This is a genomic window from Pseudomonas mercuritolerans (assembly GCF_025706525.1).
In the GTDB taxonomy this organism is placed as follows: Bacteria; Pseudomonadota; Gammaproteobacteria; order Pseudomonadales; family Pseudomonadaceae; genus Aquipseudomonas; species Aquipseudomonas mercuritolerans.
The window spans coordinates 123,692-149,901 of the sequence record NZ_JAMSHA010000009.1 but is presented as its reverse complement, the minus strand read 5'-3'; the positions used below and the strand labels follow the sequence as shown (position 1 = coordinate 149,901).

27 protein-coding genes are annotated in these 26,210 nt (G+C 61.2%); 16 read left to right on the top strand and 11 right to left on the bottom strand.

What is annotated here, in order from left to right; genetic code table 11:
• The first annotated feature begins 19 nt into the window (after positions 1-19).
• Both ND528_RS23640 and ND528_RS23635 read left to right on the top strand, forming a co-directional pair.
• Complete coding sequence (locus ND528_RS23640; protein ID WP_016773058.1) at positions 20-592, top strand: hypothetical protein; 573 nt, start codon at positions 20-22, stop codon at positions 590-592.
• 13 nt (positions 593-605) lie between these two features.
• Positions 606-1,031 (top strand): hypothetical protein, encoded by a 426-nt coding sequence (locus tag ND528_RS23635; RefSeq protein WP_212617197.1) that lies wholly within the window; start codon positions 606-608, stop codon positions 1,029-1,031.
• An 11-nt stretch (positions 1,032-1,042) separates the two neighbouring features.
• On the opposite strand, the gene ND528_RS23630 is transcribed toward ND528_RS23635, so the two are convergent.
• The gene (locus ND528_RS23630) at positions 1,043-2,122 is read right to left on the bottom strand and encodes an endonuclease/exonuclease/phosphatase family protein (protein WP_263471344.1); all 1,080 of its coding nucleotides are present in this window, start codon (positions 2,120-2,122) and stop codon (positions 1,043-1,045) included.
• 75 nt (positions 2,123-2,197) lie between these two features.
• Complete coding sequence (locus tag ND528_RS23625; RefSeq protein ID WP_016773061.1) at positions 2,198-2,872, bottom strand: YciC family protein; 675 nt, start codon at positions 2,870-2,872, stop codon at positions 2,198-2,200.
• Positions 2,873-3,049: 177 nt separating this feature from the next.
• On the opposite strand from ND528_RS23625, the gene ND528_RS23620 reads away from it, so the two are divergent.
• The 5 genes from ND528_RS23620 (at position 3,050) to ND528_RS23600 (ending at position 7,861) form a co-directional block, all read left to right on the top strand.
• Complete coding sequence (locus ND528_RS23620; RefSeq protein WP_212617191.1) at positions 3,050-3,811, top strand: DUF2076 domain-containing protein; 762 nt, start codon at positions 3,050-3,052, stop codon at positions 3,809-3,811.
• A 291-nt stretch (positions 3,812-4,102) separates the two neighbouring features.
• Positions 4,103-4,582 carry a LabA-like NYN domain-containing protein gene (locus ND528_RS23615; protein ID WP_056790604.1) on the top strand — a complete coding sequence of 160 codons (480 nt, stop codon included), beginning with the start codon at positions 4,103-4,105 and terminating at the stop codon, positions 4,580-4,582.
• Between the two features lie 34 nt (positions 4,583-4,616).
• Complete coding sequence (locus ND528_RS23610; RefSeq protein WP_095181881.1) at positions 4,617-5,222, top strand: 3'-5' exonuclease; 606 nt, start codon at positions 4,617-4,619, stop codon at positions 5,220-5,222.
• A gap of 310 nt (positions 5,223-5,532) precedes the next feature.
• Positions 5,533-6,468: a drug/metabolite exporter YedA gene (yedA, locus tag ND528_RS23605; protein ID WP_263471343.1), complete on the top strand. Its 936-nt coding sequence runs from the start codon at positions 5,533-5,535 to the stop codon at positions 6,466-6,468.
• Between the two features lie 52 nt (positions 6,469-6,520).
• Entirely contained in the window at positions 6,521-7,861 is a 1,341-nt protein-coding gene (locus ND528_RS23600) for a DEAD/DEAH box helicase (RefSeq protein WP_263471342.1), read from the top strand.
• A 149-nt stretch (positions 7,862-8,010) separates the two neighbouring features.
• Here the strand turns inward: ND528_RS23600 and ND528_RS23595 are convergent, their stop codons facing one another.
• Both ND528_RS23595 and ND528_RS23590 read right to left on the bottom strand, forming a co-directional pair.
• Positions 8,011-9,255: a TIGR03862 family flavoprotein gene (locus tag ND528_RS23595; RefSeq protein ID WP_130911840.1), complete on the bottom strand. Its 1,245-nt coding sequence runs from the start codon at positions 9,253-9,255 to the stop codon at positions 8,011-8,013.
• Between the two features lie 293 nt (positions 9,256-9,548).
• On the bottom strand, positions 9,549-10,469 hold the full coding sequence (locus tag ND528_RS23590) for a histone deacetylase family protein (RefSeq protein ID WP_122603856.1): 921 nt from the start codon (positions 10,467-10,469) through the stop codon (positions 9,549-9,551).
• Between the two features lie 82 nt (positions 10,470-10,551).
• On the opposite strand from ND528_RS23590, the gene ND528_RS23585 reads away from it, so the two are divergent.
• The 3 genes from ND528_RS23585 to ND528_RS23575 all read left to right on the top strand — a co-directional run bounded on the left by ND528_RS23585 (position 10,552) and on the right by ND528_RS23575 (position 12,692).
• Positions 10,552-11,121 (top strand): GNAT family N-acetyltransferase, encoded by a 570-nt coding sequence (locus ND528_RS23585; protein WP_110603105.1) that lies wholly within the window; start codon positions 10,552-10,554, stop codon positions 11,119-11,121.
• Between the two features lie 111 nt (positions 11,122-11,232).
• Positions 11,233-12,102, top strand: a complete 870-nt coding sequence (gene tesB / locus ND528_RS23580; protein WP_016773073.1) for an acyl-CoA thioesterase II — start codon at positions 11,233-11,235, stop codon at positions 12,100-12,102.
• Positions 12,099-12,692, top strand: a complete 594-nt coding sequence (locus ND528_RS23575; RefSeq protein WP_263471341.1) for an HAD family hydrolase — start codon at positions 12,099-12,101, stop codon at positions 12,690-12,692. The genes tesB and ND528_RS23575 overlap by 4 nt, the downstream gene beginning before the upstream one ends.
• Positions 12,693-12,825: 133 nt before the next feature.
• On the opposite strand, the gene ND528_RS23570 is transcribed toward ND528_RS23575, so the two are convergent.
• Together ND528_RS23570 and ypfJ are read right to left on the bottom strand one after the other, a co-directional pair.
• A complete protein-coding gene (locus ND528_RS23570; protein ID WP_263471340.1) occupies positions 12,826-13,779 on the bottom strand; it encodes an alpha/beta hydrolase in 954 nt (317 codons plus the stop codon).
• Positions 13,780-14,664: a KPN_02809 family neutral zinc metallopeptidase gene (ypfJ, locus tag ND528_RS23565; protein ID WP_263471339.1), complete on the bottom strand. Its 885-nt coding sequence runs from the start codon at positions 14,662-14,664 to the stop codon at positions 13,780-13,782.
• A 391-nt stretch (positions 14,665-15,055) separates the two neighbouring features.
• Here ypfJ and ND528_RS23560 point away from each other — a divergent pair, with 391 nt between their 5' ends.
• On the top strand, positions 15,056-15,934 hold the full coding sequence (locus ND528_RS23560; protein WP_263471338.1) for a DMT family transporter: 879 nt from the start codon (positions 15,056-15,058) through the stop codon (positions 15,932-15,934).
• Between the two features lie 131 nt (positions 15,935-16,065).
• On the opposite strand, the gene ND528_RS23555 is transcribed toward ND528_RS23560, so the two are convergent.
• Complete coding sequence (locus ND528_RS23555) at positions 16,066-17,403, bottom strand: MFS transporter (RefSeq protein WP_263471337.1); 1,338 nt, start codon at positions 17,401-17,403, stop codon at positions 16,066-16,068.
• 361 nt (positions 17,404-17,764) lie between these two features.
• Between ND528_RS23555 and quiC the strand changes: the two genes are divergently transcribed.
• Positions 17,765-19,666: a 3-dehydroshikimate dehydratase QuiC gene (gene quiC, locus ND528_RS23550; RefSeq protein ID WP_122881735.1), complete on the top strand. Its 1,902-nt coding sequence runs from the start codon at positions 17,765-17,767 to the stop codon at positions 19,664-19,666.
• Positions 19,667-19,767: 101 nt separating this feature from the next.
• Positions 19,768-20,445 carry a TetR/AcrR family transcriptional regulator gene (locus ND528_RS23545; RefSeq protein WP_016773079.1) on the top strand — a complete coding sequence of 226 codons (678 nt, stop codon included), beginning with the start codon at positions 19,768-19,770 and terminating at the stop codon, positions 20,443-20,445.
• A gap of 118 nt (positions 20,446-20,563) precedes the next feature.
• Here the strand turns inward: ND528_RS23545 and ND528_RS23535 are convergent, their stop codons facing one another.
• Both ND528_RS23535 and aroQ read right to left on the bottom strand, forming a co-directional pair.
• Positions 20,564-21,418: a shikimate dehydrogenase gene (locus ND528_RS23535; protein WP_263471336.1), complete on the bottom strand. Its 855-nt coding sequence runs from the start codon at positions 21,416-21,418 to the stop codon at positions 20,564-20,566.
• Between the two features lie 5 nt (positions 21,419-21,423).
• Positions 21,424-21,864, bottom strand: coding sequence for a type II 3-dehydroquinate dehydratase (aroQ, locus tag ND528_RS23530; protein ID WP_056790556.1), 441 nt, complete (start codon positions 21,862-21,864; stop codon positions 21,424-21,426).
• 326 nt (positions 21,865-22,190) lie between these two features.
• Between aroQ and ND528_RS23525 the strand changes: the two genes are divergently transcribed.
• Both ND528_RS23525 and ND528_RS23520 read left to right on the top strand, forming a co-directional pair.
• Positions 22,191-22,619, top strand: coding sequence for a DUF4160 domain-containing protein (locus ND528_RS23525; RefSeq protein ID WP_136494060.1), 429 nt, complete (start codon positions 22,191-22,193; stop codon positions 22,617-22,619).
• Positions 22,616-23,062: a DUF2442 domain-containing protein gene (locus tag ND528_RS23520; protein WP_122706020.1), complete on the top strand. Its 447-nt coding sequence runs from the start codon at positions 22,616-22,618 to the stop codon at positions 23,060-23,062. Before ND528_RS23525 ends, ND528_RS23520 begins: the two co-directional genes overlap by 4 nt.
• Positions 23,063-23,116: 54 nt before the next feature.
• Here the strand turns inward: ND528_RS23520 and trmA are convergent, their stop codons facing one another.
• Together trmA and ND528_RS23510 are read right to left on the bottom strand one after the other, a co-directional pair.
• Complete coding sequence (trmA, locus tag ND528_RS23515; protein WP_263471335.1) at positions 23,117-24,196, bottom strand: tRNA (uridine(54)-C5)-methyltransferase TrmA; 1,080 nt, start codon at positions 24,194-24,196, stop codon at positions 23,117-23,119.
• A complete protein-coding gene (locus tag ND528_RS23510) occupies positions 24,193-25,488 on the bottom strand; it encodes an NCS2 family permease (protein WP_016773083.1) in 1,296 nt (431 codons plus the stop codon). Before ND528_RS23510 ends, trmA begins: the two co-directional genes overlap by 4 nt.
• Before the next feature lie 220 nt (positions 25,489-25,708).
• Between ND528_RS23510 and ND528_RS23505 the strand changes: the two genes are divergently transcribed.
• On the top strand, positions 25,709-26,155 hold the full coding sequence (locus tag ND528_RS23505; protein WP_130912641.1) for a DUF4879 domain-containing protein: 447 nt from the start codon (positions 25,709-25,711) through the stop codon (positions 26,153-26,155).
• Positions 26,156-26,210: the final 55 nt, after the last annotated feature.

Genomic DNA, 26,210 nt, shown 5'->3' with positions numbered 1-26,210 from the left:
CCAAGGAACGGAACTGCCCATGACCTCTTTCTTCAAGCTCAGGAAGTTGATCTTCTTGTCGGCTGCGCTATTGGCCGCCTCCAGTTCGGCCATGGCCGAAGAGCCCAATCCGATTGGCGACTGGTGGATTATCTACGGCAACGGCGTGCCCCAGAAAAACATCATGTACGTCGCCGATGCGACGTCGGTGGTGCCTTCGCAGAAAACCAAAGGCGCGACCATGGTCGCAGTGACCCTGGTGTATGAAGAGCCCGGCAAACCGATGATCGACGTCTACAACCTCGAAGCCCAATGCTCTACGGGCAAGGTGCGTTTCATCAATGGCCAGTCCATCGAGCGTCTGGCCTACACCATGCGGCATCTGAAAGTTGCCAACCAATGGCAGACCCCGAAAGAGTTCTGGGTCCAGCAAGCGCTGAAGTTTGCCTGTGCCCCTGGCAGTCGCGCCAAAAACGACATGGCCGCCGTGGGCAAGATGGAATACCTGCAAATGATCGAGATGCTGCAGCAGATGTTCTTCAAGCTCGCGCCGATCCAGCAAAAGAGCCAGATGATGGACAACATCGACAGCCTGCTCGAACTCAAGAAATAAGCCGAGGCATCCAATGACTTACACACGTTTATGGCTGGCAACCCTGCTGGCAGCATTGCTCTTGAGCGGCTGTTCCACTATCGCGCAAAGCCGCTGGGAAGGCCGTGATATGCAGGAAGCACTGGACCTGTTCGGCACTCCTGATTCGATGAAAAAGGAAACCGGCCCGAACGGCGAACCCTTGGCCGTACTGACCTGGCACAAGTCCGCGAGCTGGACCTCTACCGAAGCAGCCGGCACTTCGATGACCCATACCGGCAATGGCATGGTGTACACCGAGCACTACCAACAGGTCGGCAATAGTTCTACCTGCAAGTTGCAGGCGAAGATCAATCAGCAGAAGAAGATCGCCCAGTTCCTGATCGAAGACGGGCGGATACTGCACGGCAAGTGCGCTAACGTTCGCTATGTTCCGGGCTACGTTCCGCCCGGCTTATAAGGGCAGAGCGCTCAGGGTGCAGCGGGCAGCAGGAACCGCGCAATCACCGGCAAGTGATCGGAAATGCGCAAGGTATCGTCCTGCCGCACCTGCGCTTGCACGCGTTTGAGCTTCGGGCTGTTGAACAGATAATCGACCGTGCGATCCGGGCCGTTGAGGCCGGGGTCGTTGGGGTAATGGGTCAGCCATTTGGCCCGGTCGATACCTCCGGCTTCGTTGTTGGTCGGGATCATCGGGTACTTGTCCCACAGCAGATGCAGTTCGCTGTCGGCAGAGTAGGGCGTGCGGCGCTCGACGGGCAGGCGCCGGTACTGGCCCAGCGGCAACAGATTGAAATCACCACCGATCAGCCACGGCAGGCCCTGGCTTTCATACTTGTCGAGCACTTTGGCCACGGCAGCCACTTGCGCCTGCACATTGCCGTCCGCCTGGCTGGCGCGCTGCAGATGAGTGTTGAACACGGTCAATTGACCGCCATCGCTGAGCGGCAATTTGACTGCCAGCAAAGCGTCTTTGGGCTGGAACTGGCGGCTGATGAAGTTGCTCGGTGCGACGGGCAGTTGCAGGCGTTCGGCGTGTTCGATGCGATAGCGGCTCAACGTGGCCAACTGGCGGCCGACGCTGCCGTAGATGTGGGGCTCGGGGACGAAATCGGCTTTCCAGTCGAACGCGCTGGTGCTGCATGGATACAGATCGGCGACGCGTTCCTGCAACAGTTTGAGCTGGTTCTGGTAATCGCTGGCCTTGGCGCCGTCGTCGAGCTCCTGCAACAGCACCACATCGGGTTGTTCGTCACGGATCACCCGCGCTACTTCGTCGAGGCTAAACGCCATGTCTTCAGCGGTCGGCGCTTCATCGTCGCCTTCGGCAAGATCATTCCAGAACACGTAGCGCTTGCCGGCGAGGAACTGCACGTTCCAGGTCATGACTTTGAGCGCTTGCCCGGGCACCAGTGTCGGCGCCGTGGTGCCGCAACTGACCGGCAGGGTTTCGCGGGCATCGGGGCGCCAGGTCAGGCTGAACAGCAGCACGCCGAACAGGACGACGGCGAGGATGACGAGGAGCAGGGTGTAGCGCAGCAGACGGGTCATGGCTCGGCTTATAGCGTTACAGAAAGTGGCCCCGAGCATACCTGACGGCAGCGGCGAAGCCCAAGCACGGCGCGGTCAGACCGCTCCGTTACGTTTGTCAGGCAATTCGCTGATCAGCATGAAAAGGCGGAACAGCACCACGCTGGTGAACAGTTGCAGGAAGCTGTGAGCGCTGTCGATCAGCCCGGCAATCAGTGGATTCTGCGGTTCGGGGTAGACCGCTAGCGTCGCGCCCTTGAGCAGCCACAACGGGGTCATCACGCAGAGAATGCACAGCAGAATGCGCCAGAAGTGCCCGCGCGTCAGGCGCAGACTTTCCTTCATCGCCTGCAACGGCCCGAGGCCGCGCAGCACCAGCAAGTATTCGGCGAAGGCGAGCATGACCATCAGCATCAGCCCCGGCAGGAAGTACAGCGACAGGCCCAGCAGAATCAGCAAGGTATTGAGCGCGGTGAGCACCGCGAAGCGCGGCCACAGGGTTGCGGCCATCGCCAGCAGGTCACGGTTGCGCGGCGACTCGCCACGGCTGCGCGCATCGAGAAACAGGATCAGCGCGGCGGTGTACAGCGGATACACCAGCAGGCCGACGATGATGCTTACCCCGGCAAAAGTGTCAGGCCCGGTGGCGTGATCGACCGCCTGCTGCAAGAAAGCTTCGACAATCACCAGCGGCAGGCACAACTGCACGATGCTGCCCAGATGGCGTTTGAAAAAATACAAAGAGTCGCGCAGTACTTCGAGGGCATTCATCAGTCGGTATCGCAGGTCGAAAACAGTGGCTCACTTTAACCGATGCAACGCGGGGCGACACAAACGTAAACATTCGGTAAAGGCCATTGAAACGTTTTGTCACTGTCTCCATTACAGGAGAGCACCGCGCTCAGAGTGGGCGCGGGCACGTTATTACCGGCAATCTACGAGGTCGCCATGAACAGCGAAGAGCAAACCCTGATCGATGGACTGTTTTCCCGGCTGCAACAGGCCGAAACGGAGGCAGCCCCGCGCGACGCCCAGGCTGAGGCGCGGATCAAGGAACACCTGACGCGCCAACCGGCGGCAGGCTATTTCATGACCCAGGCGATTCTGGTGCAAGAGGCCGCGCTGAAAAGCCTCGACGAGCAGAACAAGCAACTGACCCAGCAAGTCCAGCGCCTGCAGGCCGAACTGCAATCGGCCAAGGCCCAGAGCGGCGCGCCAGCGGCGAGCGGCGGCGGTGGCTTCCTGTCGAGTATCTTTGGCGGCGGCAATTCACGTCCGGCGCCGAGCCAGAGCGCAGCGCCATCGTCCACCGGCGGCTGGCGTGAACCGGCGCCGCAGCAGAGCTACCAGGCTCCGGCACCGCAACAGAACTTCGCCGCCGCGCCGCCCAACTATGCGCAGCAGGCAGCCCCGGCGGCGGGTAACAGCTTTCTCGGCGGCGCGCTGAAAACCGCTGCGGGCGTGGCCGGTGGTGTGATGTTGGCGCAGGGCATCAGCAGCCTGTTCCACCACAATCAGCAACCGGAAGAAATCGTCGAGGTCATCAAGGAAGAACCGGCGCAGGTCGCCGACCAGAGCAACAACGGCTGGGGCGATGATCAGCGCGTGGCGGACAACGGCTTCTCGGGCAATGACCAGGGCGGTTTCAGCGACGCCGATTACAGCAGCGACAATTCGTCGTTCTTCGATGACGACGACTCCTTTGTCTGACATAGCCTTTGAAGACTGACATAGCCTCTGAAGGCTGACATGTACACTGTGGCGAGGGGATTTATCCCCGCTGGGCTGCGCAGCAGCCCCGCTTTTCCTAATTGGAGCGAGGACTGCTGCGCAGCCCATCGGGGATGAATCCCCTCGCCACACTCACCACTCGTCAGCAGCACCTTTGCGCCTGTGGCCGATTATTCGCGGAACCCTCCTTCGGGCTGGCATACTGAGCGCCTTTTTCGGGCCTGATCGCCTGACCCCGCTTCGTGCGCTTGCGCGCTCACAGGAACTCCGGTGAAAAAAATCGCAGTGTTCGCCGATGTGCAGAACCTCTACTACACCGTGCGTCAGGCCTATGGTTGCCACTTCAACTACGCCGCATTGTGGGCCGACATCAGCAAGAACGGGCAGATCGTCGAGGCCTACGCCTACGCGATCGACCGGGGCGACAGCAAGCAGCAGCAGTTTCAGCAGATCCTGCGCAACCTCGGTTTCACCGTGAAGCTCAAGCCCTACATCCAGCGCAGCGACGGCTCGGCCAAGGGCGACTGGGACGTTGGCATTACCCTGGACATCATGGACGCCGCCGACCATGTCGACGAAGTGGTGCTGGCCTCCGGTGACGGCGATTTCGACATGCTGCTCGAACGCATCATCAACAAGCACGGCGTGCAAGCGGTGGCCTACGGCGTCCCCGGCCTGACCGCCAACTCGCTGATCCGCGCCGCCAGCCGCTACGTGCCGATCGAAGGCGCGCTGCTGCTCAAGAGCTGAGCTGAACAATAGATTTGAACGGAGACACCCCGGTTTGGAACGCATTGCAGTCATCGACTTTGAAACCACCGGCCTGTCGCCGAACAGCAGCTGCCGCGCCACGGAAATCGCCGTGGTCATGCTGGAAAACGGCCGCATCGTCGAGCGTTACCAGAGCCTGATGAACGCCGGCGTGCGCGTCCCCGCGTTCATCGAGCAACTGACCGGCATCAGCAACGCCATGCTGCGCACCGCGCCGCCGGCCGAGCGGGTGATGGAAGAGGTCAACGAATTCGTCGGCTGCACGCCATTGCTCGCACACAACGCCTCGTTCGACCAGAAATTCTGGGATTTCGAACTGGGCCGGATCAAGCGCACACGCCTGCAGAATTTCGCCTGTTCACTGCTGCTGGCGCGGCGCCTGATGCCGGCGGCGCCGAATCACAAGCTCGGCACGCTCACCACGTTCGCGCAGCTACCGCATACCGGCCAGGCTCACCGGGCCATGGCCGACGCCGAGATGGCGGCCAATCTGATGGCGCATCTGGCTGAAGAGCTGCGGGGCAAACATGGAGTGCGCGAGTTGAATCACGACCTGTTGTGCAAATTGCAGAAAGTCCCTGCCGCAAAAGTGGGCGAGCATTTGCAGCGTTATCGCTGATCTCGGGCACTCCGACTGATCGTTCCCACGCTCTGCGTGGGAATTAAGCCCGGGACGCTCCGCGTCCCTTTCAAAGCCGAACGCAGAGCGTCCGTTGAGGCATTCCCACGCGGAGCGTGGGAACGATCCAAGATGGATGTCTGCTGATACACCGCCTTCGCGAGCACGCTCGCTCCCACAAGGACCTTGTCGGTCTCTGCTGCTTTCATGCAAAAGTGTACCGGCGCGAAAAACAGGTTTTGTAACTTATTTTTGCGTAGCGGCCTTTCTAGAATGACCGGTCCACGAAAATCTGACTGTCGAGCTGCCCATGCCTGCCTTGCGCCGTTTTTCCCTGCCGTTGATCGCTGCGTTTTTTGCGTTGTATGTGATTTGGGGATCGACCTATCTGGTGATCCGCATCGGCGTCGAATACTGGCCGCCGCTGTTACTGGCCGGGGTGCGCTTCGTCATTGCCGGCAGCTTGATGTATGCCTGGCTGCGCTGGCGCGGGGCTGCGGCGCCGACCTGGGCGCAGTGGAAAGCGGCGGGGCTGGTCGGCATTCTGCTGCTCAGTTTTGGTAACGGCGCGGTGAGCGTCGCCGAGCACACCGGCGTGGCGTCAGGTGTCGCTGCGCTGGCGGTGGCGACGGTGCCGCTGTTCACCTTGTTGTTCGGCTACTTCTGGGGTGCGCGCAATACGCGGCTGGAGTGGGCCGGTGTGGCGTTGGGGATTATTGGCATCGCCATGCTCAACATGGGTTCCAACCTGCAATCGAGCCCGCTCGGCGCGATGTTGCTGATCTTCGCGGCGGCGAGCTGGGCGTTCGGCTCGGTGTGGAGCAAATACCTGCCATTGCCGGCGGGGGCCATGGCCAGCGCGGTGGAAATGCTCGTCGGCGGCGTGGTCTTGCTGATCGGCAGTGCGCTGAGTGGCGAGCACCTGCAAGCCATGCCGCCGCTCGAAGGGTGGCTGGCGCTGGCCTATCTGATTTTCTTTGGCTCGATCATCGCCTTCAATTCCTACATGTATCTGCTCAAACATGTGCGCCCGGCGGCAGCGACCAGTTATGCCTACGTCAACCCGGCAGTGGCGGTGTTGCTCGGCGTGGTGTTTGTCGGCGAGACCATCGGCATCGAAGAGGCGTTGGCGATGCTGGTGATCATCAGCGCGGTGCTGCTGATCAGCCTGCCGCAGTGGCGTCGACCTGCGCAGTCACCCGTGGAAGAGGCGAAAGCCGTTCCGACGGAAGCGCGTACGAATTAGGGTAAACTGCGCGGCATTGCATCCCCGCGTCATTTTTTCCTACGGTACTCCCATGACTTTCGCCTCCCTTGGCCTGATCGAACCCTTGCTGCGCTCCCTCGAGACGCTCGGCTACCAGACCCCGACGCCGGTGCAGGCGCAAGCCATTCCGGCGGTGCTGGCCGGTCGCGACCTGATGGCAGCGGCCCAGACCGGCACCGGCAAGACCGCCGGTTTCGCCTTGCCGCTGTTGCAGTTGCTGGCCATGCAAGGGCCGAAAGTCACCGCCAACTCGGCGCGTGCGCTGATTCTGGTGCCGACCCGCGAGCTGGCCGAGCAGGTCCACGAAGCCGTGCGCCAGTACGCGGAAAACCTGCCGCTGCGTACTTACGCGGTGTATGGCGGCGTCAGCATCAACCCGCAGATGATGAAGCTGCGCGGCGGCGTCGATGTGCTGGTCGCCACACCCGGTCGCTTGATCGACCTGTTCCGCCAGAACGCGCTGAAACTGGATCAGTTGCAAACGCTGGTGCTGGATGAAGCTGATCGTATGCTCGACCTGGGCTTCTCTGAAGAACTGGCGAACATTTACCGCATGCTGCCGAAAAAGCGCCAGACCCTGCTGTTCTCCGCGACCTTCTCCGATGACATCCGCCTGCTTGCCGGGCAGATGCTCAATGATCCGCTGAGCATCGAAGTCAGCCCGCGCAACGTCGCTGCCAACACGGTCAAGCAGTGGATCGTCACCGTCGACAAGAAGCGCAAGGCCGAACTGTTCGTGCACCTGATGCGCAAGAACAAGTGGAAGCAGGTGCTGGTGTTCGCCAAGACCCGCAACGGCGTCGATGCGCTGGTGGAAAAACTTCAGGGCCTCGGTGTGAATGCTGACGGCATCCATGGCGACAAACCGCAGGCCACGCGCCAGCGCGCGCTGGACCGTTTCAAGCTCAGTGAAGTGCAGATTCTGGTGGCGACCGACGTTGCCGCCCGAGGTCTGGACATCGAAGACTTGCCGCTGGTGGTCAACTTCGATCTGCCGATCGTCGCCGAGGATTACATTCACCGCATCGGCCGCACTGGCCGCGCGGGTGCCACCGGTGAGGCGATTTCGCTGGTGTGTGCCGATGAAGTGAACATGCTCTCGGCGATCGAAATGCTGACGCGGCAGAACCTGAAGCGCCAGAACGAACCGGATTTCGAACCCGAGCACCGCGTGCCGGACACCGACGCCAGCGGTCAGGTGATCAAGAAGCCGAAAAAACCGAAGAAGCCGAAAGCGTCGGGCGGTGGCGGTGGTAAACGCAATCTGGGCAAGTGGGTCGACAGCGGAGAGACCTCGGCACCGGAGCCATCGATCAAACCGGTGCGCAAGGTGCCGGTGTTTAACACTGGACCGCGTAAGCGTAAGCCGTGATTTGATGAGGCGTTTGTAGGGACGTCTTCGCGAGCAGGCTCGCTCCCACATTGGGAATGCGTTTCCCTGTAGGAGCTGCGGAACGCTGCGATCTTTTGATGTTGGTTTTAAAGATCAAAAGATCGCAGCCTCGTTTCACTCGTCAGCTCCTACAGGATTCTGTGCTTAAGCCACTGCACGATTCCCAGCCCTGCCGCCCGCCCGCTGGCGAAACACCCGGTCAGCAAGTAGCCTCCGGTCGGCGCTTCCCAGTCGAGCATCTCGCCCGCACAAAACACCCCCGGCAGCGCCTTGAGCATCAAGCGCTCATCCATCGCTTCGAATCTCACGCCACCAGCACTGCTGATCGCTTCATCCAGCGGACGGGTTTTCACCAAGGTCAGCGGCAACGCCTTGATCGCTCGCGCCAACAGGGCCGGATCGGCGAAGGTTTCGGCATCGGTCAGCTCGCGCAACAACGCTGCCTTAACCCCATCAATCCCCACCTGACTGTGCAGATGCTTGGCCATGGAGCGCGAGCCACGTGGTTTGCTCAGCGCCGCCTGCAATTTATCCACAGGGCGGCCGGGCAGCAGGTCGATGTGGATAACCGCTGCGCCGTAGCGATTGATTTCTTCGCGTATCGGCGCCGACAGCGCATAGATCAGACTGCCTTCAATGCCGGTCGCGGTGATCACGCATTCGCCCAAGCGCGGGATGTCGTCGTTCAAACCGATGGCAATGTTTTTCAGCGGTGCACCGGCGAATTTGCTCACCATCAGCTCGCTCCAGGTTTGCACCTCGAAGCCGCAATTGCTTGGCTGCAACGGCGCCAGATCCACGCCGCGCTGCTCCAGCGGCAACATCCACGCGCCATCCGAGCCCAGGCGCGACCAACTGCCGCCGCCGAGGGCGAGCAGGGTGGCGTCGGGGTTTGCGCTGATTTCGCCTTCCGGGCTGGCGATGCGCAGTGCACCGCTTGCGTCCCAGCCGAGCCAGCGATGGCGGGTGTGGATAACCACGCCGCTGTCGCGCAGGCGCTTGAGCCAGGCGCGCAACAGTGGGGCGGCTTTCATGTCGGTGGGGAACACGCGGCCGGAGCTGCCGATGAAGGTTTCGATACCCAGATCGTGAATCCACTGGCACAAGGCATCGGCATCGAACGCGCGCAGCAGCGGGGCGATCTGCGCTGCGCGCTCAGCGTAGCGGGAGAGGAATGCCGGGTAGGCTTCGGAATGGGTGATGTTCATGCCGCCGACCCCGGCCAGCAGGAACTTGCGCCCGACCGAGGGCATGCCGTCGTACACGTCGACGCGGACCCCGGCCTGGCTCAGCACTTCGGCGGCCATCAGGCCGGCGGGGCCACCGCCAATGATGGCGACGTGGGTGTTGGCGAGGGCGGAATTCTGGGTCATGGGCGTGCGCTGCGGTATGGCGGGACAAGGCGCGCATTCTAACAGCGCTGAACCCTGTGGGAGACCCCATGTGGGAGCGAGCCTGCTCGCGAACGCGGTCTGTCAGTCAATTAGATGTTGTGTGTGCTGAACCTTTCGCGAGCAGGCTCGCTCCCACAGGGGCTGCGGTGTATTTCGAGTCTGGTTAAAAAATAAACAGCGCGCTGTACGCCATGCCCAGCATGGCCTGCAGTCCCTTTCGCGCAGGTTATCCACAGCCAGTTCCACAGCGATTGTGGGTAACGCAGCACGGTTCAATGACAGCCGTGTGAATCCCAGACCCGTTGCGCGCTGTGATGGAGGATGCCGTGGCGGCGGGCGAGGGCGTGTCGATCCTTGCTGTAGCCGCCGCCGATCACCCCGACCACCGGGATGTCGCGGCCCAGGCAATGGCGCATCACCCGTTCATCGCGCTCGGCCACCCCGGCGTCGGTCAGTTGCAGATAACCGAGGGCATCGTCCTTGTGCACATCGACGCCAGCGTCGTAGAGCACCAGATCCGGTTGATACAGCGGCAACAGGTAATTGAGCGTGTCATCGACCACCTGCAGATAGTCGGCATCGCCCATGCCTTTGGGCAGCGGAATGTCCCAGTCACTTTCGGCTTTGCGCGCAGGAAAATTCTTCTCGCAGTGCAGGGAAACGGTAATCGCCTCCGGCGTGTCGTGCAGAATCCGCGCGGTGCCGTCGCCCTGATGCACGTCGCAGTCGAAGATCAGCACGCGATTGACCCGGCCGCTCTGCAACAGGTACTGGCTGATGATCGCCAGGTCATTGAAGATGCAGAATCCGGCGGGGTAATCGTAGTGAGCGTGATGGGTGCCGCCGGCCAGATGACAGGCCAGGCCATGCTCCAGGGCTTTCTCTGCCGCCAGGATCGAACCGCCCACTGCGCGTACGGTGCGCCGCGCCAGCGCTTCATTCCACGGCAGGCCGAGGCGCCGTTGGTCTTCGCGGGACAACTCGCCGCTCATGTAGCGTTCGATATAGCTGCGGTCATGGGCGAGGGCGAGGATGTCGTTGGGGCAGATCTGCGGGCGCAGCAGGTCGGCGTCGCGGGTCAGGCCGCTGTCGACCAGGTGATCGCGCAGCAGCCGGAACTTGTCCATGGGAAAGCGGTGATCCGCGGGAAACTCGGGGCTGTAGTCTTCGTGATAGATCAACGGCAAGGGCATGGCTTGTTTCGCGCAGAACCAGGGAAAGAATGAACGATCCTACCAGCGATGTAGACTCAACGGCATGGAAATGGAGGGGACGATGGAGCCGATACTGGAGCTGCAAAGCGCGCGTTTGTTGATGCGTCAGTGGCAGGACGAGGATTTGCCGGCATTCGCCGCGATGTGCGCCGATCCACAGGTGATGCGCTACTTTCCAGCGCCGTTGACCCGGCTCGAAAGTGCCGCATTGATCGGCCGCGTGCGCGGACATTTTGCCGAGCACGGCTTTGGCCTGTGGGCGCTGGAGCGCAAGGACACGGGCGAGTTCATCGGTTTCACCGGGTTGGGCGTGGTCGGCTTCGATGCGCCGTTTACCCCGGCGGTGGAGATCGGCTGGCGTCTGGCCAAGGAACACTGGGGCCTGGGTTACGCCAGCGAAGCGGCGTGGACGGCACTGCGCGCGGGTTTCGACCAATTGAAACTGGAGGAAATCGTCTCGTTTACCGCCGGGCAGAATGCGCAGTCGGAGAAGGTCATGCAGGCGATCGGCATGCATCACGATCCACAGGACGATTTCGATCACCCCAGGCTTGCGCTCGATCACCCGTTGCGCCGCCATGTTCTGTATCGCATCAGCCGCGAACAATGGCTGCAAACCTTGCATGAATAAGCCGACACGGACGTTTACAATGGCCGCCATCGTATTTGGCCCGTGCCAGAACCTGAATCGTCCGCCGCAGCCAAGACTGCGCGGCCATTGCTTTGTGTGAGGAGAGTCTGAATGAGCCAAGTGCTGGAAGATCTGGTCGATCTGCTGACCCTGGAACCGATCGAAGAAAACCTGTTCCGTGGTCGCAGCCAGGATCTGGGGTTCCGCCAGTTGTTCGGCGGTCAGGTGCTCGGCCAGTCGCTGTCGGCGGCTAGTCAGACGGTGGAAGAGGCGCGCCATGTGCACTCGTTGCATGGTTATTTCCTGCGCCCGGGCGATGCCAAGTTGCCGGTGGTCTATTCGGTTGATCGCGTGCGTGATGGCGGCAGTTTCAGCACCCGCCGCGTGACGGCGATCCAGAAGGGCCACCCGATCTTCACGTGCAGCGCTTCGTTCCAGTACGACGAAAAAGGCTTCGAGCATCAGGGCCAGATGCCGGCGGTGGTCGGCCCGGAAAACCTGCCCTCGGAGCTGGAGCTGATCCAGCAGCGTGCGCACCTGATTCCTGAGCACATGCGTGAAAAACTGCTGTGCCCGAAACCGATCGAAGTACGCCCGGTCACCGAAAAGGATCCGTACAACCCGCAACCGGCCGATCCGATCAAATATGTGTGGTTCCGCGCCGATGGCGCCCTGGCCGACATTCCTGCGCTGCACAAATACCTGCTGGCGTACGCCTCGGACTTCGGCCTGCTGACCACTTCGATGCTGCCCCACGGCAAGTCGGTCTGGCAGAAAGACATGCAGGTCGCCAGCCTCGATCACGCGCTGTGGTTCCACAATGATCTGCGCGCCGATGACTGGTTGCTCTACGCGATGGACAGCCCGTGGGCCGGCAACTCCCGTGGTTTTTCCCGTGGCAGCGTGTTCAACCGCGCCGGGCAACTGGTCGCTTCGGTGACTCAGGAAGGCCTGATCCGCCATCGCAAGGACTGGGCATGAGCCTGACCGAGGCTCGTCATTGGGTGTTCGACATGGACGGCACGCTGACTGTCGCCGTGCATGATTTCGCGGCGATTCGTGTGGCGCTGGCGATTCCGCCCGAGGACGACATCCTCACCCATCTCGCTGCATTGCCAGCGGATGAAGCGGCGGCCAAGCATGCCTGGTTGCTCGAGCATGAGCGCGATCTGGCGCTGGGCTCGACCCCGGCCACCGGCGCGGTTGAGCTGGTGCGCGACCTGCATGCGCGCGGTTATCGCCTCGGCATTCTCACGCGCAATGCGCGGGAGCTGGCACATGTCACGCTGGAGGCGATCGGCCTGGCCGACTGCTTTGCGGTCGAGGATGTGCTGGGTCGCGACGAAGCACCACCAAAGCCGCATCCCGGCGGTTTGCTGAAACTGGCCGATGCCTGGCAAGTGCCGGCCAGTGACATGGTGATGGTCGGCGATTACCGCTTTGATCTGGATTGCGGCCGAGCAGCGGGGGCGCGGACGGTGTTGGTTAATCTGCCGGATAACCCGTGGCCGGAATTGACCGATTGGCATGCGAAGGATTGTGTTGAGTTGCGACGGATGCTGCAGGGCTGAGATGGTTGTTGTCTGATCGGACGCCTTCGCGAGCAGACTCGCTCCCACAGTGGAATGCATGCCAAATGTGGCAGTTATTCCAAATGTGGGAGCGAGCCTGCTCGCGAAGGGGCCGGTGGATTCAGCAAAAAACTCACTGATCGAACAACGCCTTCTGCCCCTCCGCCGACGTCAGCATTCCATCGCCGTCATGCCCGACCCCGGGCACTTCAATCAGCCGTTGATTGACCCCCTCAGGATGGCGACGCAGCAAATAACCGAAATACAGCTTCCCGCGCATCAAGCGGTAAGCCCCTTGCGCCTCGGCCGCGCAGCTCTTGTCCAGCGCCGGATGTTCCGGGTCGACATCCTGCTGGCCGAGCAGATAAATCACCTCGCGTTTGACGTAAGCGCTCTCGACCTGCAACGGCGTTTGCCCGCCGGCATACACCGGCATGTCCGCCAGACCGTACTTCCAGCGATTGAAGCCAGGACATTGCGCGTGATCGAACGCCACTGGCCTCTGCTCGTTGAAGTACGCATAAGAAGAAGGATTGGCCACCACATAGCGCAAGCGAATGCCGTTGGCCTTGAGCGCCGGCTGATCCTTGGCCAGCAGGGCGTAACGCTGCACCACCTGACCACCGCCGGAGTGGCCGAAGATCACGATCTGCTTCACGTCCGGAAACTGTTTGCGATCGCTGAGCCGCGCGACTATTTCGTCCAGCGCTGCGTAGGAACTCAGCGGATTCGGCCCGGTGGACAAGCCGCCGCCCATCCACTCGTTGCCCTGCCAGCGCAGCACCGTCGGCGGCAGGGAATACAGGGTGACGTCACTTTCATTGAGAAACTGCGGAGCGATCACCAGCGTGTGCGCGGTCTGCCCGGCGAGTTCGGCGGCACTTTCCGCGCTTTTGCGGTAGGTCTCGGCGTTGCGCAGGCGACCGTGAATGACGATCAGCACCCGCTCGATCTTTTCCGGTGCCGGCCCGATGCCCACTGCCATTTCCCCGGCCTTGAGTTGCAGGCGACCGGGGCTGATCGCATCTACGCCGGCCGCTTGCGCGGTGCCGACGATGAACAGTAACGCCACAAGCCATTTATGCATTTACAGGGTTTTCGCCGCGAAGGTGTCGCACTGGCTTACCTGGCCTTGCGCGAATCCGGTTTTGAACCAGCGCACCCTTTGCGCTGACGTACCGTGGGTAAACGAGTCCGGCACCACACGGCCCTGACCCTGTTGCTGCAAGCGATCATCGCCGATGGCGTTGGCGGCGTTCAAGGCTTCCTCGATGTCGCCCGGTTCCAGCCAGTTCAGGCGTTTTTGCGCGTTGTATGCCCAGACGCCAGCGAGACAGTCGGCCTGCAATTCCTGACGAACCAGCACGCCGCCGTCGCCCTCCATCTGCCGGCCTTGCTGACGCGCCGCCTGCATCTTCGCCGAGACGCCCAGCAGCGTCTGCACATGGTGGCCGACTTCGTGCGCAATCACGTAAGCCTGAGCGAAATCGCCAGCGGCTTTGAAGCGCTGCGACATTTCCTGGAAGAAGGCCATGTCCAGATAAACCTTCTGGTCGGCCGGGCAATAGAACGGGCCGGTGGCAGAAGTGGCCATGCCGCACGCGGAGTTCACCCGATTGCTGAACAGCACCAGTGTCGGGTCTTTGTATTGGCGTCCGGCCTGCTGGAAGATCGGACCCCAGGTGTCTTCGGTGTCGCCGAGGATCGAGCGGACGAATTCAGCCTGTTCATCATTGGCCGGTGGCGCCTGGCGGGTTTGCGAAGTAGCCGCCGGTTGCTCCATCTGCCCGGTCAACTGGCCGAGGATCTGCATCGGGTCCTGGCCGGTGAGCCAGCCGATGCCGACAATCAGCACAATAGCGGTCAGGCTCAGACCCTTGCCGCCACCGAAGCGCATGCCGCCGCCACCGCCGGCATCATCACCCCGGGCGTCGACGACGTTGTCACTGCGTCGGCCTTTTTTCCATAGCATGTGGGAATCCTCTTTTATTGCCGGTGATGAATCTGCTGGTGATGAGTGTTGCCGCTGTGTGAGTGTGGCGCCAGTCCGGTCGTCCGTCCATGCACACGCGCCCACATGGTGCGGGCCTGGTATTGACGGTCGAGCGGGCCGTGAATTCAATCCCGAGAGGAATTTCTTCCGTCGAAGTCATGAACCCGCTGTTTCGACGGCAGTCTGTGATGTTGCACACTGGCCGGGCGCCGAAGTGGCGGGAATCTTGCCTCAAGGTTTTGCCTGGCGGCGGTTTCCCGGCGCAGAAGAGTGCAACCTGTGCGGTTGCTGAAAGCTCGGCCGACTATGATTGCCACAACGATTGCCGCCAGCGCGAACGCTCGCCCGGATTTTTTTTCAGAGATTGCCAATGACCGTCAGCACCCCGCTCTCCGGTGTCAACCAGCCCTTCAAGGGGATTCTGCTGATTGTCGTGGCGACGTTCCTGTTTTCCAGCCACGACGCGTTGTCGAAATACCTCTCCGGTTTTTATCCGATCGTGATGGTGGTGTGGGCGCGCTATGTGGTGCACACCTTGTTGATGGCGGGGATTTTCCTGCCGCAGTCCGGTTTGCGCGTGCTGCGCACGAAAAAACCGTTATGGCAGCTCGCCCGCGCCCTGTGCCTGCTCGGCACCAGCCTGTTTTTCACCACGGCGCTGCTGTACATCCCGCTGGCCGAAGCCACGGCGGTCAACTTTCTCGCACCGGTATTGGTGACGGCGTTATCGGTGCCGCTGCTCAAGGAACGGGTGACGCGCGGGCAGTGGATCGCGGTGATCTGCGGCTTCATCGGCGTGCTGATCATCGTCCACCCGGGCGGCGAACTGTTCACCCCGGCGATCCTGCTGCCGTTCTGCTCGGCGCTGTTCTTCTGCTTCTACCAATTGCTGACGCGCAAGCTCGCCGAAGTGGACAGCCCGACCACCAGCAATTTCTTCGCCGGGCTGTGCAATACCCTGGTGATGAGCGCGCTGGTGCCGTTCTTCTGGCAAGTGCCGACGTGGACTCACGCCGCTCTGATGCTGGCGCTGGGCAGTTGCGGGATGACGGCGCATCTGTTCCTGACCCAGGCCTTCCGTCACGCCGCACCGGCATTGCTGGCGCCGTTCGGCTATTGCCAGATCGTCTTTGCCGGGTTGTTGGGCTGGCTGCTGTTCCATCACACCCCGAGCGGGTTGACGGTAATCGGTATCGCGGTGATCTGTTGCAGCGGATTGGCGGCAGCGTGGCAGCAGAGCCGGCGCTGAAGAGCGGATCCCGGTACAACTTGTGGGAGCGAGCCTGCTCGCGAAAGCGGTGGGTCAGTCGCCATATTCAGCGGCTGACGTGACGCCTTCGCGAGCAGGCTCGCTCCCACAATGGGATGTATGCAGGCAGGTTATTCGGTAACGGTCGGAATCTTGCGCGGTGCCATGAAGTACATCCACGTCAGTGCGAGGAAGTACATCGCCGGGATCAGCGTGAACAGCACCGTGTAGTTGTTGTTGGTGACGGTGAGGATGTGGCCGACGATCTGGGTCATGAACATCCCGCCGATCGCCGCGCACATGCCGCCGAAGCCGAACACCGTGCTCATCATGTGCTTGGGCGTGTAGTCCATCACCAGGCTCCAGATGTTCGCAGTCCAGGCCTGATGCGCGCCGATCGCCAGCGAGATCGCCGCCACCGCCACCCACAGATTCGCCGAGCCGGCGGCCATCACCACGCCGATGATGCAGCAGGCAAACAGCAACATCGACAGCAGCCGCGCCTTAATCGAGTTCATGCCGCGGCCAATCAGGAACGAAGACAGAATCCCGCCGCCGATACTGCCGAAGTCAGCCGTGACGTAGATGATGATCAGCGGAATGCCCATCTGCGTCACGTTGATGCCGAGGTTGTATTGCTGATTGAGAAACGGCGGCAGCCAGTACAGATAGAACCAGAACACCGGCGCGGTCAGCGAGTAGGCGAGGGCGAAGGCCCAGGTGCCGCGCATGCGCAGGATCTTGCTGAACGGCACGCGGGCCTGTTCCGGTTCGACTTGCTGCTGGATGTAATCGAGTTCCGACTGCTTCACCGTCGGGTGATCTTCCGGATTGAAATACTTCAAGCCCCAGAACAGCAGCCAGATGCCGCCGAGTGCCGCCATGCACAGGAACGCCGCTTGCCAGCCCCACACATGCAGGACCAGTGGCAGCAGCATCGGCGTGAACATCGCCCCGACGTTGGTGCCGGCGTTGAAAATGCCGGTAGCGACTGCACGTTCACCGGCCGGGAACCACAGGCGCGTGGTCTTTACACAGGCCGGGTAGTTGGCCGCTTCCGTCAGACCGAGGATGAAGCGGCAGACCATGAAGCCGACCGCCGAGGTCGCCAGGCCATGGGCGCCGGTGGCCAGGCTCCAGAGCAGTACGGCGCAGAAGAACACGCGCTTGACGCCGACCCGGTCGATCAGACGTCCCTGCAGGACAAAACCGATCGCGTAGCCGACCTGGAACCAGAAATTGATGTTGGCGTAATCCATCGCCGTCCAGCTCATTTCCTTGGCGAGAATCGGCTGCATGACGCCGAGTGCGGCGCGGTCGATGTAGTTGAGGGTGGTGGCGAAAAACACCAGCGCCAGCATGCCCCAGCGGGTCTTGCCGACAGCCATGGCGCCGCGGATCTTGTCGCCTATGCCACCCGTGGCAGTGCTCATGGCCGGAGCCATGCGGGAAGTCTGTGAAGGAATCATGTGTTCCACCCGTTTTTGGATTTGTTATTTGGTGTTCTTTTCTGTCGAACACCTTGCCCGGTGGTTAGTGGCCGGACTCGATGTGCAACCGATGTTGGGCAGTGAACAAAAAATCGTCAATTCGCCAAATCGCCTTAGTGTTCGATAATCGCACGCAAAACTAACCGGGTAGTACACTTTAAATTGCTGCGCGCAGGGATGCAGCCAATAATTTCCCTCACTATAAAAACCCATTCCCTGGTAGGAGCTGCCGAAGGCTGCGATCTTTTGATTTTGCTGTTTTGGTAATCAAGATCAAACGATCGCAGCCTTCGGCAGCTCCTACAGTAAAGATAAAGCGGCGCAGTCCGGGAGTTGAAACATGCAGCGTTCCATTGCCACCGTTTCCTTGAGCGGCACCCTGCCGGAAAAACTCGAAGCCATTGCCGCCGCCGGGTTCGACGGCGTGGAGATTTTCGAAAACGACCTCCTGTACTACGACGGCAGTCCCCGGGAAATTAAACAGATGTGCGCCGATCTGGGGATCGCCATCACCCTGTTTCAGCCGTTCCGTGACTTCGAAGGCTGCCGCCGCGATCGCTTGGCGCGTAACCTGGAGCGTGCCGAGCGCAAGTTCGACCTGATGCAGGAACTTGGCACCGACCTGGTGCTGGTCTGCAGCAACGCCTCGCCGGACAGTGTCGGCGATCAACAAATCCTCGTCGATGATTTGCGCCTGCTGGCCGAACGCGCCGGCGCCCGTGGCTTGCGCATCGGTTACGAAGCGCTGGCCTGGGGCCGTCACGTCAATACCTATCAGCAGGTCTGGGACATCGTCCGTCAGGCTGATCACCCCAACCTCGGCGTGCTGCTCGACAGCTTTCACACCTTGTCGCTGAAGGGCGATCCCAGCGCGATCGCCGACATTCCTGGCGAGAAGATCTTCTTCGTGCAAATGGCCGACGCGCCGATCCTGGCCATGGATGTGCTGGAGTGGAGCCGGCATTTCCGTTGCTTCCCGGGGCAGGGCGAATTCGATCTGCCGGGTTTCCTCGCACCGATCATCAAGAGTGGCTATACCGGGCCGCTGTCGCTGGAAATCTTCAACGACGGCTTCCGCGCCGCGCCGCCACGGGCCAACGCCGCCGACGGTTTGCGCTCGCTGCTGTATCTGGAAGAGAAGACCCGCCAGCGTCTCGAGCAGGAAGCGCCGCCGGTGGCCAACCGTGAAATTCTTTTCGAAACGCCGCCGGCCAGCGAATACAACGGCGTGGAATTTCTCGAATTTGCCGTCGACGAAGCGCTGGGCGCGAAGCTCAGTCACTGGCTGCAACGCCTCGGCTTTGCCAAGGCCGGGCAGCATCGCTCCAAGAGCGTCAGCCTGCTGCGTCAGGGCGATATCAACCTGATCCTCAACTCCGAGCCGTATTCGTTCGCCCACAGCTTTTTCGAAGCCCACGGCCCGTCGCTGTGCGCCACGGCCGTGCGGGTCAAGGACAGCGCCAGTGCGCTGGCCCGCGCCGTCGCTTACAAGGGGCAGCCCTATCGCGGGCTGGTCGGGCCGAATGAACTGGAGCTGGCGGCGGTGCGCGCACCGGACGGCAGCCTGATTTATCTGGTCGATGCGGACGCCGACGTGTACGGCACCGATTTCAATCTGTTGCCGGACGCGCAGACCGGCGGCGGTCTCAAGCGTATCGATCACATGGCCATGGCGCTGCCGGCGGACAGCCTCGACAGTTGGGTGCTGTTCTATAAAAGCCTGCTGGATTTCGAAGCTGACGATGAAGTGGTCTTGCCCGATCCGTACGGTCTGGTGAAGAGCCGCGCCTTGCGCAGTCGCGACAGTTCGATCCGGCTCCCGCTGAACATCTCCGAGAACCGCAACACTGCCATTTCGCATGCGCTATCGAGTTATCGCGGCTCCGGTGTGCACCATATCGCCTTCGATTGTGACGACATCTTCGCCCAGGTCAGTCGCGCCAAAGAGGCCGGCGTGCCGCTGCTGGACATCCCGCTCAACTACTACGACGACCTTGCGGCGCGTTTCGATTTCGACGATGAATTCCTCAGCGAACTGGCCTATTACAACGTGCTCTACGACCGTGATGCCCAGGGCGGCGAGTTGTTTCATGTCTACACCGAGCCGTTCGAGGGGCGGTTCTTCTTCGAGATCATCCAGCGCAAGAATGGCTATGCCGGCTACGGCGCGGCCAACGTCGCGGTGCGGCTGGCGGCGATGGCCAAATCCCGCAGCGGTGCGGTGCGTCAGGCGAAGTTGTAGGGAATTCGTAAACGCGGGATCAAACACCGGCTGCGCGGCTTCCTTCACTGTCCCGCGCGGCCCATAATCGCCGCTTGTGCAGTGATGGCCGTGAGCCCGCGATGACCATGAATTCAGAACTTTCCGCCGCTGCTGTCGAGTCCGACGCAGTGCCGCGCAAGAGTCGCAAGAACAACCCGGAAAAGACCCGTGAGAACATCCTGCAGGAGGCGATCGTCGAGTTCGTCCAGCAGGGCTTGTCCGGCGCCCGCGTCGACGCGATCGCCGAGCGCATCCACACCTCCAAGCGCATGATCTATTACTACTTCGGCAGCAAGGAGCAGTTGTACGTCGAGGTGCTGGAGAAGCTATACGGCGATATCCGCAGCACGGAGAACCGTCTGCATCTGGATGAGCTGCCGCCCGAGCTGGCGATCCGCCGCCTGGTGGAATTCACCTTCGATCACCACGATCACAACGTCGATTTCGTGCGCATCGTCAGCATCGAAAATATCCACAACGCCGAGTACGTGAAGCGTTCCGATGCGATCAAGGCGCTGAACAACACCATCCTCGACACCTTGGGCGGGATTCTGCAGCGAGGCGCGGACGAAGGTCTGTTCCGGCGTGGCATCGATGCGCTGGACGTGCATCTGCTGATCAGTTCGTTCTGCTTCTATCGCGTGTCGAACCGCCACACGCTGGGGGAAATCTTCCAGATCGACCTGCCGGACGAAACCATCAAGCAGCGCCACCGCGAGATGATCTGCGAATCGGTGTTGCGCTACCTGAAGGCCTGACTCGATCTCCCCTGTGGGAGCGAGCCTGCTCGCGAGAGCGGTGTGTCAGTCGCCCTGTTCGTTGACTGAATCGACGCCTTCGCGAGCAGGCTCGCTCCCACAGGGGCCGCTTTGAAATTCAGCCATTCATGCTTTGAAAATGCTCAAGCATGCGCTGCGCATCCGGCACCACGCCGCTGAACAATTCAAACGCCTTCACCGCCTGAAACACCGCCATGTTGCCGCCATCCAGGGTGCGGCAGCCCAAGGCGCGGGCATCGCGCAGCAGTTCGGTTTCCAGCGGGAAATACACAATCTCCGCGACCCACATTTCCCTGCGCAGCAACCCGGCCGGCACTGGTGAACCCGGCAGCTTGGCCATGCCCATCGGCGTGGTGTTGACCAGACCATCGGTCTGCTCCAGCGCCCCGGGCAAATCCAGTCCGGCCTGCGCGCGACTGGGGCCGAAATGTTGATTCAGGTTGCTTGCCAGGCTCTCGGCACGCTCGCGGTCGACATCAAAAATCGTCAATTGCCGTACGCCTTCGCTGAGCAGCGCGTGGGCCACCGCCGCGCCAGCGCCACCGGCGCCCATCTGGACGACGCGTTCACGGGCAGCGTCTGTCAGACCCCGGCGAAAACCCTCGGCGAAACCGAGGCAATCGGTGTTGTGGCCGACACGCTTGCCGTCCTTCAACACCACCGTGTTCACCGCGCCGATGCCACGGGCTTCCGGCGACAACTCATCGAGCAGCGGGATGACCGCCTGTTTGCACGGGAAGGTGATGTTCAGCCCGGTGTAATTCATTCGCTCCGCCGCCTGCAGCAAGTCGGGCAGGGCCGTGCTATCGAGGTGCAATTGATCGAGGTCGATGAGCTGGTACAGATAGCGCAGGCCCTGCGCATCACCTTCGTGCTCATGCAGTGCCGGTGTACGTGAAGCCTGAATCCCGGCGCCGATCAGCCCGGCGAGTATCACTCTGGAACGCGACATGGTTCTTACCTCTGCAACCGCTGACCGAAATGCTCCAGCGCCAGGCGATAGCCATGGCTGCCGAACCCGCACATCACCGCCGTGGCAATGCCGGAAACAAACGAATGATGACGGAACGGCTCACGGGCGTGGACATTGGACAGGTGCACCTCGATCACCGGCAATTCACTGGCGACCAGCGCATCGCGAATCGCCACGGACGTGTGCGTCCACGCCGCCGGATTGATCACGATCCCGGCGCAACGGCCGCGCGCAGCGTGAATCCAGTCGAGCAGCTCGCCTTCATGATTGGTCTGGCGAAACTCAACGGTCAGGCCGAACTCATCAGCCGCGCGACCACACAACGCGGAAATATCCGCCAGGGTTTCATGACCATAAGTCGCCGGCTCCCGGGTGCCAAGCAGGTTCAGGTTCGGGCCGTTAAGCACCAGAACGATAGGGGACATTGGGGTAACTCCACTTATTGTTTTTGGCATGGGCCGAGAGGTTTCAGCCTGTGGAGGTAAAATGTACTAGATGGTTACATCGGTCAATTGAACAGGAATGCCACGCGCGTTTTATGTTCGGTGATCGCACAGCCATATTCAGGCGAGTCCTGATTTCAAAACGTAACGACAGCTTTTCTTACGTTTTTTCCGTTCATTTCTCAGGCCTCGACCCCCATGCCCGCTAGCCTTGGATGACCTCCGCCACGTTCGCGGTTGCAACCGATCGTCGGACTCGAAAGGAAATTCGAGATCTTGAAATCCATTAACCTAACGGATGGGTTAGCATGAAGATATGCAGCTACAAGGGAATGTCGATTCGCATCATGTTGAGAGACGAACACTGCCCACCGCACGCCCATGTAGATGCGGGTGCCTGGAATGCCCGCTTCCGGTTCAGCTTCTGGCACAACGAAGTTGATCTGTGGGATGTCGTGCCGCTGTCCCGACGACCACCGCTCACTGTGCTTAACGGCTTGTGTCTGTCACTTGGACAACCGGCGCATTTGCGTAGAGCACGAGGGATCTGGTGGTCGGCCGTGAAGACCGCTTGTCTCGATAATCAGATATGGGACTGCCAGGCAAACGAAGTGCCCGTAATGAAACCAGTCACCGACGAGACCTACAGGATCGGATCGGCGCGCTATGACCCCGATGAAGACAAAGTGCTGCTGTCCTTGATCGGCAAATTGGAAGGAGTTGAGATCGAATTATGAAGGTCATCAAGGCAAAACCGTCGGTGCATCGCCCCCTGACGGAAGAGATGCTCGATGCCGCCATCACACTTGGCGAAGTACGACAGGCCAATAGTTTGCAGGCCGTGTCAGTGAGTTTCGAAGAATCCTCTTTGGTCATTCGTTTCGAGGACGGCAGCGGTGTGTTGCTTCCGGTGAAGCTGTATCCCGAATTCGCGGGGTTCGAAGCGGCCGATTATGCAAGTCTGACGATCGGCTTCGCCGGCACTGCGCTGTGCCATGAGGGCAAGGATCTGGATATTTCCATTGCCGGAATGATTTCAGCGAGCCCGCCGCTTATGCGGATGGCCGCGTCGGTCGTCGCCTCGCGCAACGGGCGTCAAAGCAGTGCTGCCAAATCTGCAGCCGCACGAGCCAATGGCAAGAAAGGCGGGCGTCCACGCAAAACTGATATTGCGCCATAGCACCCACAAAAAAGCCGTCAATCATGACGGCTTTTGCGTATCAGATACCCGCAATCAACGCCGGGTCAGCAGCACACCGGATTCCATGTGATGGGTCCACGGAAACTGGTCAAACAATGCGCACTTGGTAATGCGGTGGGTGTCATGCAACTGGGCGATGTTGGCCGCCAGAGTGTCCGGGTTGCAGGAGATGTAGAGGATGTTGTCGAAGCGCCGGGTCAGTTCGCAGGTGTCCGGGTCCATGCCGGCGCGTGGTGGGTCGACGAAGACGCTGCCGAATTCGTAGCTCTTCAGATCGATGCCTTGCAGGCGGCGGAACGGGCGCACTTCGTTGAGCGCTTCGGTCAGTTCCTCGGCGGACAAACGCACCAGCGTGACGTTATCCACAGCGTTTTCGCTGAGGTTGCTCAGGGCCGCGTTGACCGAAGTCTTGCTGATCTCGGTGGCGAGCACTTTGCGCACGCGAGTCGCCAGCGGCAGGGTGAAGTTGCCGTTGCCGCAGTACAGCTCGAGCAGATCGTCGCTGCGATCGCCCAAGGCTTCGTATGCCCAATTGAGCATCTTCTGGTTCACCGTGCCGTTGGGCTGGGTGAACGCGCCTTCGGGCTGGCGATAGCTGAAGGTGCGGCCGCCGACTTCGAGTTTCTCGACGACATAGTCCTGGCCGAGCACTTCGCGCTTGCCCTTGGAGCGGCCGATGATGCTCACGCCCAGATCTGCCGACAACTGAGTTGCCGCCGCATGCCAGTGCTCGTCCAGCGGACGGTGATAGCAAAGGGTGATCATCGCGTCGCCGGCCAGCGTGGTCAGGAATTCGACCTGGAACAGCTTGTGGCTCAGCGCCGAACTGGCTTGCCACGCGGCCTTCAACTGCGGCATCAACTGGTTGATGCGCAGGCTGGCAATCGGAAATTCCTCGATGAGGATCGGCGTGCGCTTGTCGTCCTGGGAGAACATCGCGTAATGCCGTTCGCCGCCCTCGCGCCACAGGCGGAATTCGGCGCGCAGGCGGAAGTTCTGCAGAGGCGAGTCAAACACCGTCGGCTCGGGTGCATCGAAAGGTGCCAGCAGTTCACGCAAACGCGTGACCTTGGCTTCGAGTTGTTCGGCGTAGGCTTGGGAATCGAAAGTCATGCGTTGAACCAACCCAACTTGATCACAAACAGAATCGACAGGATCACCAGCGCCGGGTTCAGCTCACGGGCACGGCCGGACAGCAGCTTGATGGCAGTCCAGGCGATGAAGCCGAAGGCGATGCCGTTGGCGATCGAATAGGTGAACGGCATCGCCAGTGCGGTGACCACAACCGGTGCTGCCACGGTGATGTCGTCCCAGTCTATTTCCGCCAGGCCCGAAGTCATCAGCACGGCGACGAACAGCAGCGCTGGCGCGGTGGCGAATGCCGGAACGCTGGCCGCCAGGGGCGAGAAGAACAGCGCCAGCAGGAACAGGATTGCCACGACGATGGCGGTCAGGCCCGTGCGGCCACCGGCACTGACGCCGGCAGCGGATTCGATGTAACTGGTGGTGGTCGAAGTACCCAGCAGCGAGCCGGCCATGGCCGCCGTGCTGTCGGCGATCAGCGCGCGGCCCATTTTCGGCATGTGGCCGTCCTTGCCCATCAGGCCGGCGCGCTTGGCGACGCCGATCAGGGTCCCGGAGTTGTCGAACAGGTCGACGAACAGGAAAGCGAAGATCACGCTGACCAGACCGATGTCCAGCGCACCTTTGATGTCCAGTTGCAGGAAGGTCGGCGCCAGCGACGGCGGCATTGACATGATGCCGCCGAACTCGGTGACGTTCAGTACGATCGAGGCGATGGTTACGGCGAGAATGCCGATCAGCACCGCGCCGCGCACCTTCAGTGCTTCGAGAGCTACGATCACGGCAAAGCCGACGGTCGCCAGAATCGGTGCCGGCTTGGTCAGATCGCCGAGGCCGACCATGGTCGCCGGGTTGCTGACCACGATACCCGCGTTGTGCAGGGCGATCAGCGCCAGGAACAGGCCGATACCGGCGGCGATCGCCGAGCGCAGTGGCAGCGGAATGGCGTTGATGATCCATTCACGGATGCGGAAGATCGACAGCAGGAAAAACAGCACGGCGGAAATGAACACCGCACCCAGCGCCACCTGCCAGGTGTGGCCCATGTGCAGCACCACGGTGTAGGTAAAGAAGGCGTTCAGGCCCATGCCCGGAGCGAGGGCGATCGGGTAGTTGGCGATCAGGCCCATTACGGTCGAGCCGATGGCGGCCGCCAGACAGGTGGCGACGAAAATCGCGCCCTTGTCCATGCCGGTCTCGCCGAGGATGCTCGGGTTGACGAACAGAATGTAAGCCATGGCCAGGAAAGTCGTGACGCCCGCAAGAATTTCGGTGCGCACGTTGGTGTTGTGTGCCTTGAGTTGAAACAGCCTTTCCAGCATGTCTGCTCCCCGTGGCGCGCGTGGCGCCGTGAATGTATCGACCTCAACAGCAAAGCACAGACCGTCGCAAGCGCCTGGAAAATTGTCGTGGGCCGGAAAAAGCCGCGCATCATACCAGCCGCGTGAGGAATTTGGCGGATGTTGGTGTCGATCGTCGGCGAAGTTTTGCGCAGCCGACAACTGCGCCATACTGCGCGCTGATTTTTTGGAGTGGGCAGGCATGCGCAACGGTTGGATCAGGATTTTCGGATGGATTGCAGCACTGCTGCTGACAGCTCCGGCGTTCGCGGCCTCGGCGCCTCCGCTCACCGAGGTGAAGGTGATTAAGGTTCAATCACCGTCCTGCGGCCTGGAAGATATTGCCGATAACCAGCCGCAAACCCAGTGCAATCACAGCGGTCCGAACATCAAGGTCTACGTGCTGGAAGTCGGCTATGGCCAGAATCAGCCACACGTGACTCTGGATGGCTTCGAGGTCAACGGCACCCGAGGCCCGGTGTGCGCCTTCGATAATGGCAACCTCACCGAGTGCACGCCTGGCAGCAAAACCGTCGGTTCTCTTTATACCTTCGATCTGGCCGGCAAACAGGAAGGCACCTTCAGCTTCAGCAACACCTCGATCAACGCCCCGCGCAACACGCTATCGACCCAGCTTTACATCAAGTAACGGCTGTCTTCGAACAGGGTGGGACAAAGCTGACTACGCTTTACAGACCACCCAG